This window comes from Occultella glacieicola (assembly GCF_004353825.1).
GTDB classification, from domain to species: Bacteria; Actinomycetota; Actinomycetes; order Actinomycetales; family Beutenbergiaceae; genus Occultella; species Occultella glacieicola.
Map to the genome: position 1 here is coordinate 117910 of NZ_SMNA01000010.1, position 14381 is coordinate 132290.

A 14381-nucleotide genomic window follows, 5' to 3' on the forward strand; every position below is an offset into this window, starting at 1 on the left:
GCCGTGGACGTTTCCGGTCTCGCAGGGAAAGGGCATGGGCCATGACAGCCAAGGAATTCAACGGGGTCATCAACCTCGACGTGCGCGACTCGGTTCCGGACTGGTCGCCGTACGAGCTGACGAAGGCGCCGGATGGGGCGCCGAACGTGCTCGTCGTGCTCTACGACGACACCGGGCTCGCGTCGTGGTCGCCGTACGGCGGTCGGATTGCGATGCCGACGCTGGACCGATTGGCGCAGAACGGGCTGACCTACACGCAGTGGCACACCACCGCGCTGTGTTCCCCGACCCGCTCGTGCTTCCTGACCGGCCGCAACCACACCACGAACCGGGTCGCCGCCATCATGGAGGCCACCAACGGCTTTCCCGGTGCCGCCGGCCGGATCCCGGATGAGTGCGCCACGGTCGGTCAGGTCCTCCAGGACAACGGCTACTCCACGTTCTGGGTGGGCAAGAACCACAACGTGCCCGAGGAGGACAACTCCAGCGGTGGCAGCAGGTCCCAATGGCCCTTGGCGAAGGGATTCGACCGGTTCTACGGGTTCCTGGGCGGGGAGACGAACAACTGGTATCCGGACCTGTGCGAGGACAACCACTTCATCGAGCAGCCGTACACCCCGGAGGAGGGGTACCACCTGTCCAAGGACCTCGCGGACCAGAGCATCAAGATGATCCGCGACCAGCAGGCGTCGAACCCGTCACGGCCCTGGTACCTCTGGTTCTGCCCGGGCGCGAACCACGCACCGCACCACGCGCCGGAGGAGTACATCGAGAAGTACAAGGGGATGTTCGACGACGGCTACGACGCCTACCGGGACTGGGTCCTGGGTCGGATGGTCGAACGCGGCGTGATGCCGGAGGGCACCGAACTCACGCCGACGAACCCGTTGGCCGAGGAGGTCGCCAACGCGGCCGACGCAGTGCGGCCCTGGGACTCGCTCAGCGAGGACGAACAACGGTTGTTCGCCAGGATGGCCGAAGTGTTCGCCGGATTCTCGGAGTACACGGACGCTCAGGTGGGCCGGATCGTCGACTACCTCGAGGCGAGCGGCCAGCTCGACAACACCTTGATCTTCTACTGCGCGGACAACGGGGCGTCCGGTGAGGGGTCGCCGGACGGGTCGGTGAACGAGAACAAGTTCTTCAACAACTACCCGGACGACATCACCGAGAACCTCGCTCAGTTGGGCAACTTGGGCAGCCCGGAGACCTACAACCACTACCCCACGGGCTGGGCGGTCGCCTTCAGCACGCCCTTCCAGATGTTCAAGCGCTACTCGCAGTACTCCGGTGGTACGTGCGATCCGATGGTCATCCACTGGCCGAAGGGCATCAAGGCCAAGGGTGAGATCCGGCACCAGTACCACCACGCCACCGACGTGGTCTCCACGATCTTGGACGTGGCCGGCCTTGAGATGCCGGAGACCTACCGAGGAGTCAAGCAGGAGCCGCTGGCCGGCGTCTCGATGCGGTACAGCTTCGACTCCGCCGACGCACCGACGCAGAAGCACCGCCAGTACTACAACATGCTCGGAACCCGGGGGGTCTGGCAGGACGGCTGGAAGGCCGCGGCCACACATGCACCACTGACCGGCAACGGCCGGTTCGACGAGGACTCCTGGGAGCTCTATCACGTCGACGCCGACCGCTCGGAGTCCAGGAACCTTGCCGACCAGGAGCCGGAGCGACTGCGCGAACTGATCGCCGCCTGGTTCGAGGAGGCGGAGGCGAATCACGGGCTGCCGCTCGACGACCGGACCGCGATGGAGTTGCTGACGATCTCGCGGCCGCAGGCGGAACCACCGCGGACCCGGTACGTGTACTACCCGGGATCCTCGGCGGTTCCGGAGGGCGTCGCGGTCAACGTCCGGGGCCGCTCGTACAAGATCATCGCGGACGTCGATCTCAGTGCGGATGCCGAGGGCGTCCTGTTCGCCCACGGCTCGAGGTTCGGCGGGCACGCCCTGTTCCTCAAGGACCGCAGGCTCCACTACGTGTACAACTTCCTGGGCATCCCACCCGAGCAGACCTTCACCTCGGAGATCCTCACGCCCGGCCCGCACGCGCTCGGGATGGAGTTCGTCCGCGAGGGCGCCGGTCCGAACAAGGAGTCGGTCGGCACCACGAGGCTCTACGTCGACGACCAGGTCGTGGCCGAGGGACCGATGCGAGCCCAGGTCGGCAAGTTCACGCTCTGCGGTGACGGACTCTGTGTGGGCTTCGACAGCGCGGACTCGGTCAGCAGGTCCTATCGGGCGCCGTTCGCCTTCACGGGCGGCAAGATCCTCGGGGTCGCGGTGGACGTGAGCGAGGAGAGCTACCTCGACCTTGAGACCGAGGCGCTCGGGGCGCTCGCGCGGGACTGACACCTGCGCCCGTCAGGCCGGTTCAGAGCAGGCCGGCCTGACGGGCCAGATCCACCGCCTCACGGCGAGTCGCGACGCCGAACTTGCGGTAGACGGACCGCACGTGGGTCTTCACGGTGTTGATGCTCACCACATGGGCGTCGGCGATCTCCCGCATGGACAGCATCGACGGCAGATCCCGAAGCACCTCCAGCTCCTTGCCCGTGAGCACCAGGCCGGAGCCGCCGTCGGGCTGGGTACGGGAGTCCGCGAAGGCGAGAGTCTCGCTCACGAAGGTCTCGTACCGGCCGAATCGGCCCCGACCACGGCGGAGCAGGCTCGGTATCGAGGGCGCGGCGTCCAGGAGGCACCGCATCATCTGGTTCCGCTCGGCGAGGCCGAGCGCCTCCAGGAGCGCCTCGTGGCTGCGCGCCGGCCGCCCCGCGGCGTCGGCGAGGTGCGCGGTGATCGCCGCGGCGATCACCGCGGTCCTGGACGTGAGGAACCGGGTGTTGCGCACCCGGTCCAGGTCATCCCGGGCCGCGGCGTCGTGCCCCTGGTACACGTGCCGCAGCGCCCTGAACACCTCCACATCCGCAGCCCCGACGAGGACCGCTTCGACGCGGCTGACGATGGCCCCGGCCAGTTCGACCTGATGGCAGCGCAGTGTCACGAGCAGCTCGAAGCACGCGAACATCGAGACCGCCGCGGGCGGCAGGGATGGCCAGAGGCTGTTGAAGTCCTGGACGTGCGCGATCGCGGTGACGTCCAGGCCGGGGTCGGTCGCGCCCACGGTCAGGTCGTGGATGCAGAGGGTCGCGGCGGCGGTGAGCCGGTCGATGTCCGGGTCGGCGACCTCCATCGCCGCCCGGGCGTGCTCCGCCGCCATGGCGGTATCACCGTGCTGCCACGCCGCCAGGGCCAACTCGCTGTGCAACTGGCCCAGGCGCGGGTGCCGGTACCAGCTGCGCCGGTTCGCGAGTTCGATCGCTTCGGCCGCCACCGCCCGAACGGCGCGCAGGTCGGACCGGAACAGGGCGACGGCACTGAGCGCGCCCAGGGCCCGGAACAGCAGGAAGTCCAGGCCCCGGGTGCGGCTGATCCGGGCCAGGGACCGCGCCATCGTCTCGGCGGTGTCCAGCTCGCCGAGCATGGCCAGCGCCATGCTGCCGAGCGATCTGCCCACGAGCACCAGGTCGGGATCGACTCCGGTGGCGGCCTCGAGCGCCGTGAGCGCCCCGGACACCTCCTCCCGGCCGAGCGATCGGGTCCGGGCCGAGGCGAGCAGGGCGACCGCCCGGTACGCCTCGCGCCGGGGCACGTCGTCCGCGGCCGCATCCAGGACCGCGAGATCGAGGTGGGCAGCAGCGAGGTCCTCCTCGAGTACTGCGGTGAGCGCGGCGGCGCCGGCGACGGCCGGACGAGCCTGCATCCAGGTCGGCAGCGACCCGAGGATCTCGCGCATGGCCTGCGGCCCGTCGGTCGCGGTGATACGCACGCACGTCGCCGCGATCATCGACTCCACTCGGGACCAGTCCGACGCCGCGACGGCGTGCCGGACCGCACCTCGGACGTCACCCGCCGACTCGAACCAGTCGATCGCAGCCGCCTGGTGACGGCGGTGCCGGTCCTCGTCGCGACGCTGGGACTCGGCCCGGAGGTAGGTCCGCAACAGGGGATGGAGCTCGTAGCAGTCCGGCTCGTCGCGTACGGGGCCAACCAGCGCATTGGCCCGGACGAGGTCCTCGAGGAGCACACCGGCGTCGCAGCGACCGGTCAGGACCCGGGCGAGATCGAGGCTGATCCGATCGGCCACGGACACGTCGAGGAGCAGGTCGATCTGACCCTGCTCGAGGCTCGAGAGCACCTCTGAGACGAGGTAGTCCGCCACGGCCCGGTCGGTGCCCGCGAAGTTCCGGACGAACACCGAGCGATCGGCCCGACGTCCCAGGGCGAGCGCGGCCAGCCGCAGACCGGCCGCCCAGCCCTTGGTCCGACCGAGCAGGCTCTCGAGATCGGAATCGCTCAGGTCGATACCCTCGGCCCCCAACAGTGCCCGTGCCTCGTCGCGGTCGAACGCCAGCTCGGCGGACCGGTACTCGTTCGCCGAACCGTCCAGCAGGGCCGGGGACAGGAGTCCGTGCGGGCTGTGCCGGGCGGCGATCACGAGCCGCAGCCCGGGCCCCGCGAGGGACACCAGCGCACGGAGTTGGCGGCGCGCCTCGGTGTCGGTCCACTGATGGGCGTCGTCGAGGCCGACCCAGACCGGCGTCGGCAGTGCCGGCATCGGCGCCAGGGCCCGAGGACCCGACTCCTCCAGTGCGGCCCGCAATCGCTCGGTCAGCCCGACCTCCACGTCGGCCGGCATGGTTCCGGCCCGGATCGCACCAACGAGACTCGGCAGTAGAGTCCCCGCCACCCCCGAACCCGGCGCGGACAGACTCAGCACGAGCTCGCCGGCTGCCCGCCGGGACTCGAGCCACTGGTCGAGCACGGTGGTCTTGCCCGCGCCGGCGGGCGCCGTGAGCGCGATGATGTCCGCCCCGCCCGCGACCCCGGCCGCGAGCATCGAGAGCAGTCGGGTGCGTTCGACCCGTGCCGGGCCCCGGGCGCTGCGCGCCGACGGCGCGTGCCCAGCGTCGCTGGGCGTTCCGGTGGTCGTGTCGATCGTGGTCACAGGCTGGATTCCCTCCGCGTGACGAGCGTTCTCCCCGGTCACATCAGACCGCTGTCGCGGGCGCGGGGCCAGCAGTTGTGCGGTGTCAGAGGGGTCTTTCACCCCCGAGGGGTGAGGGAGGGACTGCGCGGACTTGGGACCGTGTGGTGTCAGTTCAGAGAGGAGGCCGCACGTGAGGTACGAGTTCCTGATCGCGGGCACGGTCTCCAAGACGGTCGAGGCCGCATTCCCGGAGCTGGCGGTGACGAGGGCGCCGGCGGGCGGCACGTCGCTGTACGGCCCGGTCGACGACGACGCCAGGGTCCGCGAACTGCTGGACCGGTTCGACGACCTCGGCATACCGGTCGTGGAGATGCGGCGCCTCCCGGACTGAGCCCGGCCGCCGCGAGCGCGCTGCCGATGCGTTCAGCGGGTCGGCGGAACCCCACCGGTCGGAGGCATCCCCGCAGGCGGCGTGCCACCGGGACGGCGCAGCGCCATGGCCACGGCGCTGCGTGCCACGGATGCCACCAGCGTCCCGATCGCGATTCCGATGACCGCGTTGATGACCGCCGTGGCGATCTTCGTGTCGAGTCCGGTGTCCGGGACGAACGGCATCACCACGGCGATCACGGTGGCCAGGCCGATGACCCAGCCGAAGAAGCGCTGGGGTTGCGGCGTGGTCAGGATCAGGACGTGCATCAGGCCCGTGGCGAGCAGGGCTGCGACGGCGGCGGCCCCGGCGTACCAGAACGTGCTCGCGTTCCCCCAGGCTCCATCGCCCTCGGGGGCCAGGATCGCGATGCCGAGGACGCCCCGGCAGATCACGATCCCGGCGACCGCGATCAGCGCGGCGACCAGTGCGGTGGCGCCGCCACCGGCCCAGAGCCGGCCGGCATCCACGGGTGGGTGGGACGGCGGTGTCGCGTTCGCCTGGGTCATGTCTGGGACCTCCCGATCCATGCAGGGACAACGGTCTGCCGCAAGACTGCCGGTGCCGGCGCGCGCTGGAATCATCCGAGCCGGGTGACTGACGCTCGGAACCAGCCCGCATCGCGCTCGCCGGGTCAGGTCCGCGCTCGGGCGATATCCTCGACGGTATGTCCTTCCTCGCGCGCCTCAAGGAGATGTTCGCCCGACCGGAGCCGGCTCCGGGACCGGGGGCGCGGCGCCCCAGCCACGCCCCGCTGCCGGCCGACGCCGGCCAGGAGGACCGCCTGCGGGAGAAGCTGGCGGGGGACCCGAACGACGTCGACGCGTTCAACGAACTTGCCGAACTCGTCCGGCGCCGGGCCGCCGAGGTCGAGCAGCCGGACCCGCTCACCGCCGAGACCGGCCCGATCCGGGCTCAGGCCGCGGACACCGCGCACTGGGCGCTCGCCGAGGAGCTGGCCGGCCGACCCACGGCCTGGTACCCGCTCGTCGAGCTCGCTCGACTGTCCCTCCTGGATGACAAGGAGGGTGCGATGCGCCGCCTCGGGGCCGCCTGCGAGCGGGACCCGAGCGGGCGGGCGCTCGTCGCGGGCGTCCGGATGCTCCGGGACGCGCACATGCCCGCGGACGCGCTCGGGCTGGGTGTGGGGCACTGGTCGCCCGCCGATCAGGACGCGGAGGCCGGCCGTCAGGTGATCCGGGCCGCGCTCGACGCCGGCCGCCCGACAGACGCCCGACGGCACCTGAGTGCCCTCGCCGAATACGGGGCGGACCGCCCCGGCACCGCCGGAGTGGTCGCCGAGCTGGAACCCTTCGTCGCCGCCGCGGAGGCGAGCACGCAGACCTCCTGAGCCCCCGCCGTCGGCCCTCTTCGACCTCAGCCGACCGGGTCGCCCCGCACGCCGAAACGGACCACCTCGACCGTGGCGGTCGGGGCCAGGTCCGGATAGTGGCCTCGGAGGCCCTCGCGCAGGCGCTCCAGCGACTCGGGGGAGTCGACCCCGGCCTCCTCCGGCCGGAGGAGATCGAGCCGGTGGGAAGCCACCGAGTGCACCTCTCCCGCGAGCGTGCGCGGCGGGTCGTCCTCGAAGACGAGGAGCGCAGGCCCGACGGCGACCGGATCGTCATGCCGGACGGTCACGGTCTTGCGGCCGGTCGCCACGTCGTCGTAGTAGCGCTTGTTGAAGCGCACCAGGCGCGCGGGTCGGGCGTCGCGGTGGTTGTAGGTCTGCGGTAGGAGTGCCCGGAGGGTGCGTAGCTCCGGCCCGTTCGCAGCGGGCACGGCCACCAGGATGTCCGGGTGGAGCTCGACCAGGACCTGTCGGCACCGGCCACACGGCTCGATGACGCCACGGCCGCCGTCGCCCGCTGCGGCGATGGTCAGCAGCGGGCCGGCGTCCGCTGCGGCCGCCACCCCGAGCGCGACCAGTTCGGCGCACGGGCCGCCGGTGAAGTGGTACACGTTGACGCCGGTGTGGATCCGCCCCCGGGTGTCCATCACGGCGGCCGCAACGGTGTGGTTCAGGTCGGCGCCGAGCCGCCCGGCCAGGGCCACGGCCGCGTCGACCACGCGGCGTTCGGGCTCGAGGAGGTCCATGCGGCCATCCTGCCGCACGGGGCCGATGCCCCACGTTCGGCGGCGTACCGCCGACCAGGGCGCCGTCGACGACGAACGCCGACCCCCGCCGTCGGGCGGCAGGGATCGGCGTCCGAAGAACGGAACCCGTCAGGCGATCAGGAGTCGCCCCCGGCGGTGCCGGTGGTGCCGGCGTTGACGTCCAGGAGCCGGTAGCGCTCCACGGCCTGGGCCGGCGCGGAGGCGTCGACCTCGCCGCGCTTGGCCAGCGCCTGCAGCGTGCGGGCCACGATCGAGTGGGTGTCGATCAGGAAGTGGCGGCGCACCGCGGGCCGGGTGTCGGAGAAGCCGAAGCCGTCCGCACCGAGCGTCCAGTAGTCGCCCGGCACCCACGCCCGGATCTGGTCCGGGAGCTGGAAGTCGTAGTCGGTGGAGGCGATGTACGGGCCACCGGCGTCCTTCAGCTTGGCGGTCACGTACGGCTCGCGCTGCTCGCCGTTCGGGTCGACGAACGCCTGCCGGTCCGCGGCGAGGCCGTCGCGACGCAACTCGGTCCAGCTGGTCACCGACCACACGTCCGCCTGCACGCCCCACTCGTTGGCGAGGATCTCCTTGGCCTCCAGTGCCCACGGCACCGAGACCCCGGAGGCGAGCAGCTGGGCCCGGGGGCCCTCGCCGTCCGCGGTGGCGACCTTGTGGATCCCGCGCAGGATGCCGTCGACGTCCACGTCCTCCGGCTCGGCCGGCTGGATCATCGGCTCGTTGTACACGGTGAGGTAGTACATGACGTTCGGGTCGCGAGGGTCGCCCTTGCCATACATCCGCTGCAGACCGTCCTTGACGATGTGCCGGATCTCGTACCCGTACGCCGGGTCGTAGGAGACCACCGCGGTGTTCGTCGAGGCGAGGATCGGGGAGTGCCCGTCCGCGTGCTGCAGGCCCTCGCCGGTCAGCGTGGTCCGGCCCGCCGTGGCGGCGATGAGGAAGCCGCGGGTGAGCTGGTCCCCGGCGGCCCAGAACTGGTCACCGGTGCGCTGGAAGCCGAACATCGAGTAGTAGAAGTAGAACGGCACCAGGACCTCGCCGTGGGTGGCGTAGGACGTCCCCACGGACTGGAACGCGGCCGCCGAACCGGCCTCGTTGATCCCGGTGTGCAGCAGGCCACCGGCCTCGGACTCCTTGTAGGAGAGCAGCAGGTCGCGGTCCACGGACAGGTAGTGCTGACCGTTGGTGTTGAAGATCTTCAAGGACGGGAAGATCGCGTCCAGGCCGAACGTGCGGGCCTCGTCCGGGATGATCGGGACGATCCGCTTGCCGAACTCCTTGTCCCGGAGCAGGTCCTTGAACAGCTGGACGAGCGCCATCGTGGTGGCGACCTCCTGCTGCCCGGAGCCCTTCGCGAGCCGCTCGTAGGACTTGTCCGCCGGCAGGGTCACCTCGGTGTACTTGCTGCGGCGCTCCGGCAGGAACCCGCCGAGCTGGCGGCGCCGGTCGATCATGTACTCGATCTCCGGAGCATCCGCGCCCGGGTGGTAGTACGGCGGCAGGTACGGGTCCTCCTCGATCTGGGCGTCCGTGATCGGGATCCGCAGCGAGTCGCGCAGGAGCTTGAGGTCGTTCTCCTTGAGCTTCTTCATCTGGTGCGTGGCGTTGCGGGCCGCGAACGAGGAGCCCAGGCCGTAGCCCTTGATGGTGTGCGCCAGGATCACGGTCGGCTGACCGGTGTGGTTGACCGCCGCGTTGTAGGCCGCGTACAGCTTGCGGTAGTCGTGACCACCGCGCTTGAGGGCCCAGATGTCGTCATCGGTCATCTTCGCGACCAGGTCCTTGGTGCGCGGGTCGCGCCCGAAGAAGTGCTCCCGGATGAACGCACCGTTCTCGGCGCGATACGTCTGGTAGTCGCCGTCGGGGGTGTTGTTCATCAGGTTCACCAGGGCGCGGTCCTTGTCCGCCTCCAGCAGCGGGTCCCACTCCCGGCCCCAGATGGTCTTGATGACGTTCCAGCCGGCGCCCCGGAAGAAGCCCTCGAGCTCCTGGATGATCTTGCCGTTGCCGCGCACCGGACCGTCGAGACGCTGCAGGTTGCAGTTGATCACGAAGGTCAGGTTGTCCAGGTTCTGCTGGGCCGCGAGCTGCAGCATCCCGCGGGACTCGGGCTCGTCCATCTCGCCGTCGCCGAGGAACGCCCAGACGTGCTGCTGCGAGGTGTCCTTGATGCCGCGGTACTGCATGAACCGGTTGACCCAGGCCTGGTAGATCGCCGACGCCGGGCCCAGACCCATCGACACGGTCGGGAACTCCCAGAAGTCGGGCATGTTCCGCGGGTGCGGGTAGGAGGACAGGCCGCCGCCCTCGTGCGAGAGCTCCTGGCGGAACCCGTCGAGCTGGTGCTCGGACAGTCGGCCCTCGAGGAACGCGCGGGCGTACATGCCCGGGGCCGCGTGCCCCTGGAAGTAGATCTGGTCGCCGCCGCCGGGGTGGTCCTTGCCGCGGAAGAAGTGGTTCAGGCCGACCTCGTACAGGGTGGCCACGGAGGCGTAGGAGGAGATGTGACCGCCGACGGCGACGCCCGGCCGCTGCGCCCGCGTCACCATCACCGCGGAGTTCCACCGCAGGTAGGAGCGGTAGCGGCGTTCGACGGCCTCGTCGCCGGGGAAGTACGGCTCGTCGTGCACGCCGATCGTGTTCACGTACGGGGTGGTGATCGAGGAGGGAACGCTCACGTCCCGCTCCCGCGCGCGCTTGAGCATGTTCAGGAGCACGTAGCGAGCCCGCGGCCCGCCACGTTCGTCGATCAGACCGTCCAAGGATTCCAGCCACTCGCTGGTCTCGTCGGGATCGATGTCAGGGACCTGGCTGAGAAGACCGTTGATAAGCGGTCCGGCCTCGTTGCGTGACGTCACGACTCTCTTCTCTCCGGCGCCTGGGTCGGCGCCACAGTTACAGCTGCCGCCCCCGACGGGCGGGCGGCACGTGTGGTGCGGTACTGACGATCCTATGGGGGACGCTTGGGTAAGTGGAGTCCGAAGCAGCAGATGTGACGCGACCGACAGTGGCCCACCATAGGATCGGGTCACCGCTCGGCCTTGCGCCGAGACCCGCCGTGCGGTGGGGTAGGACCTCAACCGCCGGAAGCGGCGGGAACGATGAGTAGTCGAGCAAACGAAGGAGTACCAGACGTGGAAGCGACCGCGGGTTCCGTGGGCAGTCCCTCCGGCAACCAGTCGACCTCGAAATTCGGGGTGGGCAGCGGGCAGGTCATCCAGGAGTTCGGTTACGACGACGACGTCGACGAGGACCTCCGCGCGGACCTCGAGCAGGCGTCCGGTCACGAACTCGTCGACGAGTACTACGACGACGTCACCGACGCCGCCATCCTGTGGTGGCGCGAGGACGACGGCGACGTCCAGGACCTCACCGACCTGATGATCAACGCCCAGGAGATGCTCGAGGGCGCCGGCCTCATCTGGGTGTTCACGCCCAAGTCCGGCCGGGACGGGCACGTGCCGCCCGGCGAGATCGACGAGGCCGCGAGCACCGCCGGCCTGCACGCCACCAGCGCCATCTCGGCGGCCGTGAACTGGTCCGGGATCCGGCTGACCGCGCGCGGACGCGGCAAGTGACCAACGTGCCGGAACCGGGCGACCTCGCTCCGGACTTCACGGCCGAGGACACCCACGGCACCCCGGTCTCGCTGTCCGCGCTGCGTGGTACGCCGGTGGCGCTGGTGTTCTTCCCGTTCGCGTTCTCGGGGATCTGCACCGGCGAACTCTGCGAACTTCGGGACAACCTCTCCTCGTTCGAGCGCGCCGGGGTGCGCCTGCTCGGGATCAGTTGCGACTCGAAGTTCGCGCTGCGGGCCTGGGGCGAGCAGGAACGGTTCGGCTTCGACCTGATCAGCGACTTCTGGCCGCACGGGCAGATCGCGCGCTCCTACGGGGTCTTCGACTCCGGGTCCGGCCTGGCCCTGCGCGGCAGCCTGCTCCTCGACGCCGACGGCGTGGTGCGCTGGTCCGTGCTCAACCCCCGCGGGCAGGCCCGCCCGCTGGCGGCCTACCTGCAGGCCCTCGACGACCTCGCCGCATGAGGCAGACGCGGCGACAACGACAGGTCGCCGCCGGTGCGGGCGGGGCGTACCTGCGCCCCGGGCCGCTCGCGCTGGCCCACCGCGGCGGCGCCGGCCTCGAACTGAACGTCGGGATCGAGAACTCCCTGCGGGCCGTGCGCAACGCCGTCGACCTCGGCTTCACCTATGTCGAGACGGACGTGCGCGCAAGCGCCGACGGCGTCCCATTCGTCGTGCATGACCCGGACCTCTCCCGGGTGGTGGGGTCCGCCGTCGACGTGCATGCGCTGAGCGCGGCCGACCTGCGGTCGGCCACGCTCGCCGGCGGCGAGTCCATCCCGACGCTGGCGGAGCTCCTCGAGGAGTTCGGCGACACCCGGTTCAACATCGACGTCAAGTCCGACGATGTGGTGGCGCCCGCGCTCGCGGTGATCGAGGCGCAGCGGGCGTTCGACCGGGTCCTGGTCGCCGCGTTCGACCACCGGCGGCTGCAGCGGGTCCGACGTGCGTACCCGGAGGCGGCCACCTCGGCCTCGCCGCTGGAGACGGCGTCCCTGCGGTGGGGCGTCGGCGGCACCCGGGCGCTCGCGGCCCGCAACGGCGTCGTGTGCCTGCAGGTGCCGACGACGTTCCGCGGCCGGCCGCTGGTGACGCCGGGGTTCATCGCGAACGCGCACCGGTATGGGCTGCAGGTGCATGTGTGGACCATCGACGACGCGGCCACCATGATCACCCTCCTCGACCTCGGCGTGGACGGCATCGTCGCCGACCGCATCGACGTGCTCAAGGACGTCCTCGTCGCTCGAGGCCAGTGGCCATGACGGCGGTGGAATCGGCCGGGGGCCTCGAGGCGGACGCACTGGACCTGTACTACGCCAGGATGTCCGCCTCGATCGGCGACAAGGCCGAGATGGTGCGGCACGTGCGGCCGGGCCGGGCCCTCGACGTCGGATGCGGCTCGGGGGAGCTGCTGGACGTGCTCGCCGCCGCCGGGCACGAGGTGGTCGGGCTGGACCCGGCGCCGGAGTCCGTGCGCCGGGCCGGAGCCCGCAACGTCCACCTGGCCTACGCCGACGAGGCCGCGGAGGTCTGCGGGCCGCACAGCCTGGACACCGTGGTCTGCTCCTCGGTGCTGCACGAGGTGTTCTCCTACGGCAATGCGGACGCGGTGGTCGGTCGAGAGTCCTCGGTCTCCGCGGCCCTGGTGGCGTTCCGACGGGCGTTGGTGCCGGGCGGCCGGCTGATCGTGCGGGACGGCGTGATGCCGGCGCCGGGGCCCGCGCGGATCCGCGTCGACGAGCCGGGCGCCGTGGAGCGGTTCCTACGGCACTCGCCGTTCCGGCGCGGCCACGGCACAGACCGTGAGATCCACCTCGAGCAGGTCGGCCCGGACGCGTTCGAGGGCGAGTTCTCCTCCGCGATGGAGTTCGCGTTCACCTACACCTGGGGCGAGCGGTCCTTCGCCCGGGAGGTGCGCGAGTTCTACGGGGTGTTCCGGCTCGCCGAGTATGCCCGCTTCGTGCAGGCCCACGGCTTCCGGCTCGTCTGCGCCCGCGAGTACGTGCAGCCCGGTTACCGCGATCATCTGGCCGGACGGGTGTCCTTCGACCGGGACTTCCCGGCGTCGAACGGGCTGTGGGTCTACGAGGTCGACGGCGGCGCGGGCCGGGAGCGGACGGTTGCTAGGATTGGTCCCCGCCAGGGCCTATAGCTCAGTTGGTTAGAGCGTCGCGTTTACACCGCGGATGTCGGGGGTTCGAGTCCCTCTGGGCCCACCGGTACCCGATCCTTGCCCGTCCTGGGGTCACGGCACGGGTCGGCGGAGGTCGGGCGATGGCGCCGAGCGAGCCGACGCAAGAGACATCACCCGGATCTGGCAGCAGGGCTGGGCCGACGCCCACCTCGCTCACGTTCCGGCCACCTTGGTGACGGCCCGGACCTCCGCCTCGCGGGCCGCCGCTGCCCAGCAGCGACCGACCGGCCGGCCGGTGATGACCTCCCAGGTCATTGCCCGGGTCCGCTGCGCCCGTGCACCCTGGGTCCTCCAGGCGGCCGCACAGGCCGCCGTCCCCTGAGGAGGCCGACATGTTGCTGATCGAGATCGCCCATCCGGCCGGCCGGCTGACGCCCGCGGACCACGACCTGCTCGGCGAGGCCGTTGTGGGGCTGTTCCTCGCTCCCGAGGGCCACGCCGAGGAGACGTCGGTCCGGGCGCGGGGCGCCACGCACATCGCGTTTCGGGAACTGAGCGGCTGGCGCACCGGGCACGGTGTACCCGCCGCCGACGCCGCGCCGCCGCTGATCATCACCGTGACGGTTCCGCGCTCGTGGCGCGACGAGGCCGGGGGCACGTTCATCGGTCTGCTGCGGCACGCCGTCAGGCGGTTGGACGACGCCCGCGGCTGGCACCGCACCGAGGGGAGCCTGTGGGTCCGGGTGGTCGGCGTGGCCGACGGTGACATCGGCCTGGACGGGCGGCCCGCCACCGGCGCGGACGTCGTGGACTTCCTCACCGAGGACTTCAGGTCCGCCCTCGCGAACGGGTCCGTGGCGCCGCCGCCCGCGGGAAAACTGCTCGACCCGGTCTGCGGGATGACGGTGCCCGACGGCCGGGGTGCCATCGTGCTCGAGCACGACGGGCGGCGGTGGGGGTTCTGCGCCGCCGGCTGCCGAGATGCGTACCTGCGCGAGCACCCGGCGGCCGTGGCCTGACCGACCGGCGCGTCGTCAGGAGCTGGCCCGGGTGCTCGACCCGGAGGTGGCCGTCGCGGACGGCGTGGTGGACCTCGAGGGCGATCCCGCGCT

General features: G+C 71.0%; 12 protein-coding genes and 1 tRNA gene. 9 read left to right on the plus strand and 4 right to left on the minus strand.

What is annotated here, in order from left to right; translation table 11 throughout:
* Window positions 1-41: 41 nt before the first annotated feature.
* Entirely contained in the window at window positions 42-2366 is a 2325-nt protein-coding gene (locus EXU48_RS18975; protein WP_207947823.1) for an arylsulfatase, read from the plus strand.
* Window positions 2367-2388: 22 nt separating this feature from the next.
* Here the strand turns inward: EXU48_RS18975 and EXU48_RS18980 are convergent, their stop codons facing one another.
* Window positions 2389-5022 carry a LuxR C-terminal-related transcriptional regulator gene (locus EXU48_RS18980; protein ID WP_133109264.1) on the minus strand — a complete coding sequence of 878 codons (2634 nt, stop codon included), beginning with the start codon at window positions 5020-5022 and terminating at the stop codon, window positions 2389-2391.
* Window positions 5023-5194: 172 nt separating this feature from the next.
* Here EXU48_RS18980 and EXU48_RS18985 point away from each other — a divergent pair, with 172 nt between their 5' ends.
* Window positions 5195-5395 (plus strand): hypothetical protein, encoded by a 201-nt coding sequence (locus tag EXU48_RS18985; protein WP_165962895.1) that lies wholly within the window; start codon window positions 5195-5197, stop codon window positions 5393-5395.
* A gap of 32 nt (window positions 5396-5427) precedes the next feature.
* Here EXU48_RS18985 and EXU48_RS18990 read toward each other — a convergent pair whose 3' ends face one another.
* Complete coding sequence (locus EXU48_RS18990; protein ID WP_207947824.1) at window positions 5428-5943, minus strand: DUF6069 family protein; 516 nt, start codon at window positions 5941-5943, stop codon at window positions 5428-5430.
* A 158-nt stretch (window positions 5944-6101) separates the two neighbouring features.
* Here EXU48_RS18990 and EXU48_RS18995 point away from each other — a divergent pair, with 158 nt between their 5' ends.
* Window positions 6102-6785: a hypothetical protein gene (locus tag EXU48_RS18995; RefSeq protein WP_133109266.1), complete on the plus strand. Its 684-nt coding sequence runs from the start codon at window positions 6102-6104 to the stop codon at window positions 6783-6785.
* Between the two features lie 26 nt (window positions 6786-6811).
* Here EXU48_RS18995 and EXU48_RS19000 read toward each other — a convergent pair whose 3' ends face one another.
* Complete coding sequence (locus EXU48_RS19000; protein WP_133109267.1) at window positions 6812-7531, minus strand: ASCH domain-containing protein; 720 nt, start codon at window positions 7529-7531, stop codon at window positions 6812-6814.
* Window positions 7532-7668: 137 nt separating this feature from the next.
* Window positions 7669-10413 (minus strand): pyruvate dehydrogenase (acetyl-transferring), homodimeric type, encoded by a 2745-nt coding sequence (gene aceE, locus EXU48_RS19005; protein WP_133109268.1) that lies wholly within the window; start codon window positions 10411-10413, stop codon window positions 7669-7671.
* A gap of 276 nt (window positions 10414-10689) precedes the next feature.
* Between aceE and EXU48_RS19010 the strand changes: the two genes are divergently transcribed.
* The 6 genes from EXU48_RS19010 (at window position 10690) to EXU48_RS19035 (ending at window position 14288) form a co-directional block, all read left to right on the plus strand.
* Entirely contained in the window at window positions 10690-11133 is a 444-nt protein-coding gene (locus EXU48_RS19010) for a DUF3052 domain-containing protein (RefSeq protein WP_235857140.1), read from the plus strand.
* Window positions 11130-11597 (plus strand): peroxiredoxin, encoded by a 468-nt coding sequence (locus EXU48_RS19015; protein WP_133109270.1) that lies wholly within the window; start codon window positions 11130-11132, stop codon window positions 11595-11597. The genes EXU48_RS19010 and EXU48_RS19015 overlap by 4 nt, the downstream gene beginning before the upstream one ends.
* Window positions 11594-12397 carry a glycerophosphodiester phosphodiesterase family protein gene (locus EXU48_RS19020; protein ID WP_133109271.1) on the plus strand — a complete coding sequence of 268 codons (804 nt, stop codon included), beginning with the start codon at window positions 11594-11596 and terminating at the stop codon, window positions 12395-12397. The genes EXU48_RS19015 and EXU48_RS19020 overlap by 4 nt, the downstream gene beginning before the upstream one ends.
* Complete coding sequence (locus tag EXU48_RS19025; RefSeq protein WP_133109272.1) at window positions 12394-13287, plus strand: methyltransferase domain-containing protein; 894 nt, start codon at window positions 12394-12396, stop codon at window positions 13285-13287. Before EXU48_RS19020 ends, EXU48_RS19025 begins: the two co-directional genes overlap by 4 nt.
* Window positions 13278-13351 (plus strand) — tRNA-Val (locus EXU48_RS19030). Before EXU48_RS19025 ends, EXU48_RS19030 begins: the two co-directional genes overlap by 10 nt.
* Window positions 13352-13661: 310 nt before the next feature.
* Window positions 13662-14288 (plus strand): YHS domain-containing protein, encoded by a 627-nt coding sequence (locus tag EXU48_RS19035; RefSeq protein ID WP_133109273.1) that lies wholly within the window; start codon window positions 13662-13664, stop codon window positions 14286-14288.
* Window positions 14289-14381: the final 93 nt, after the last annotated feature.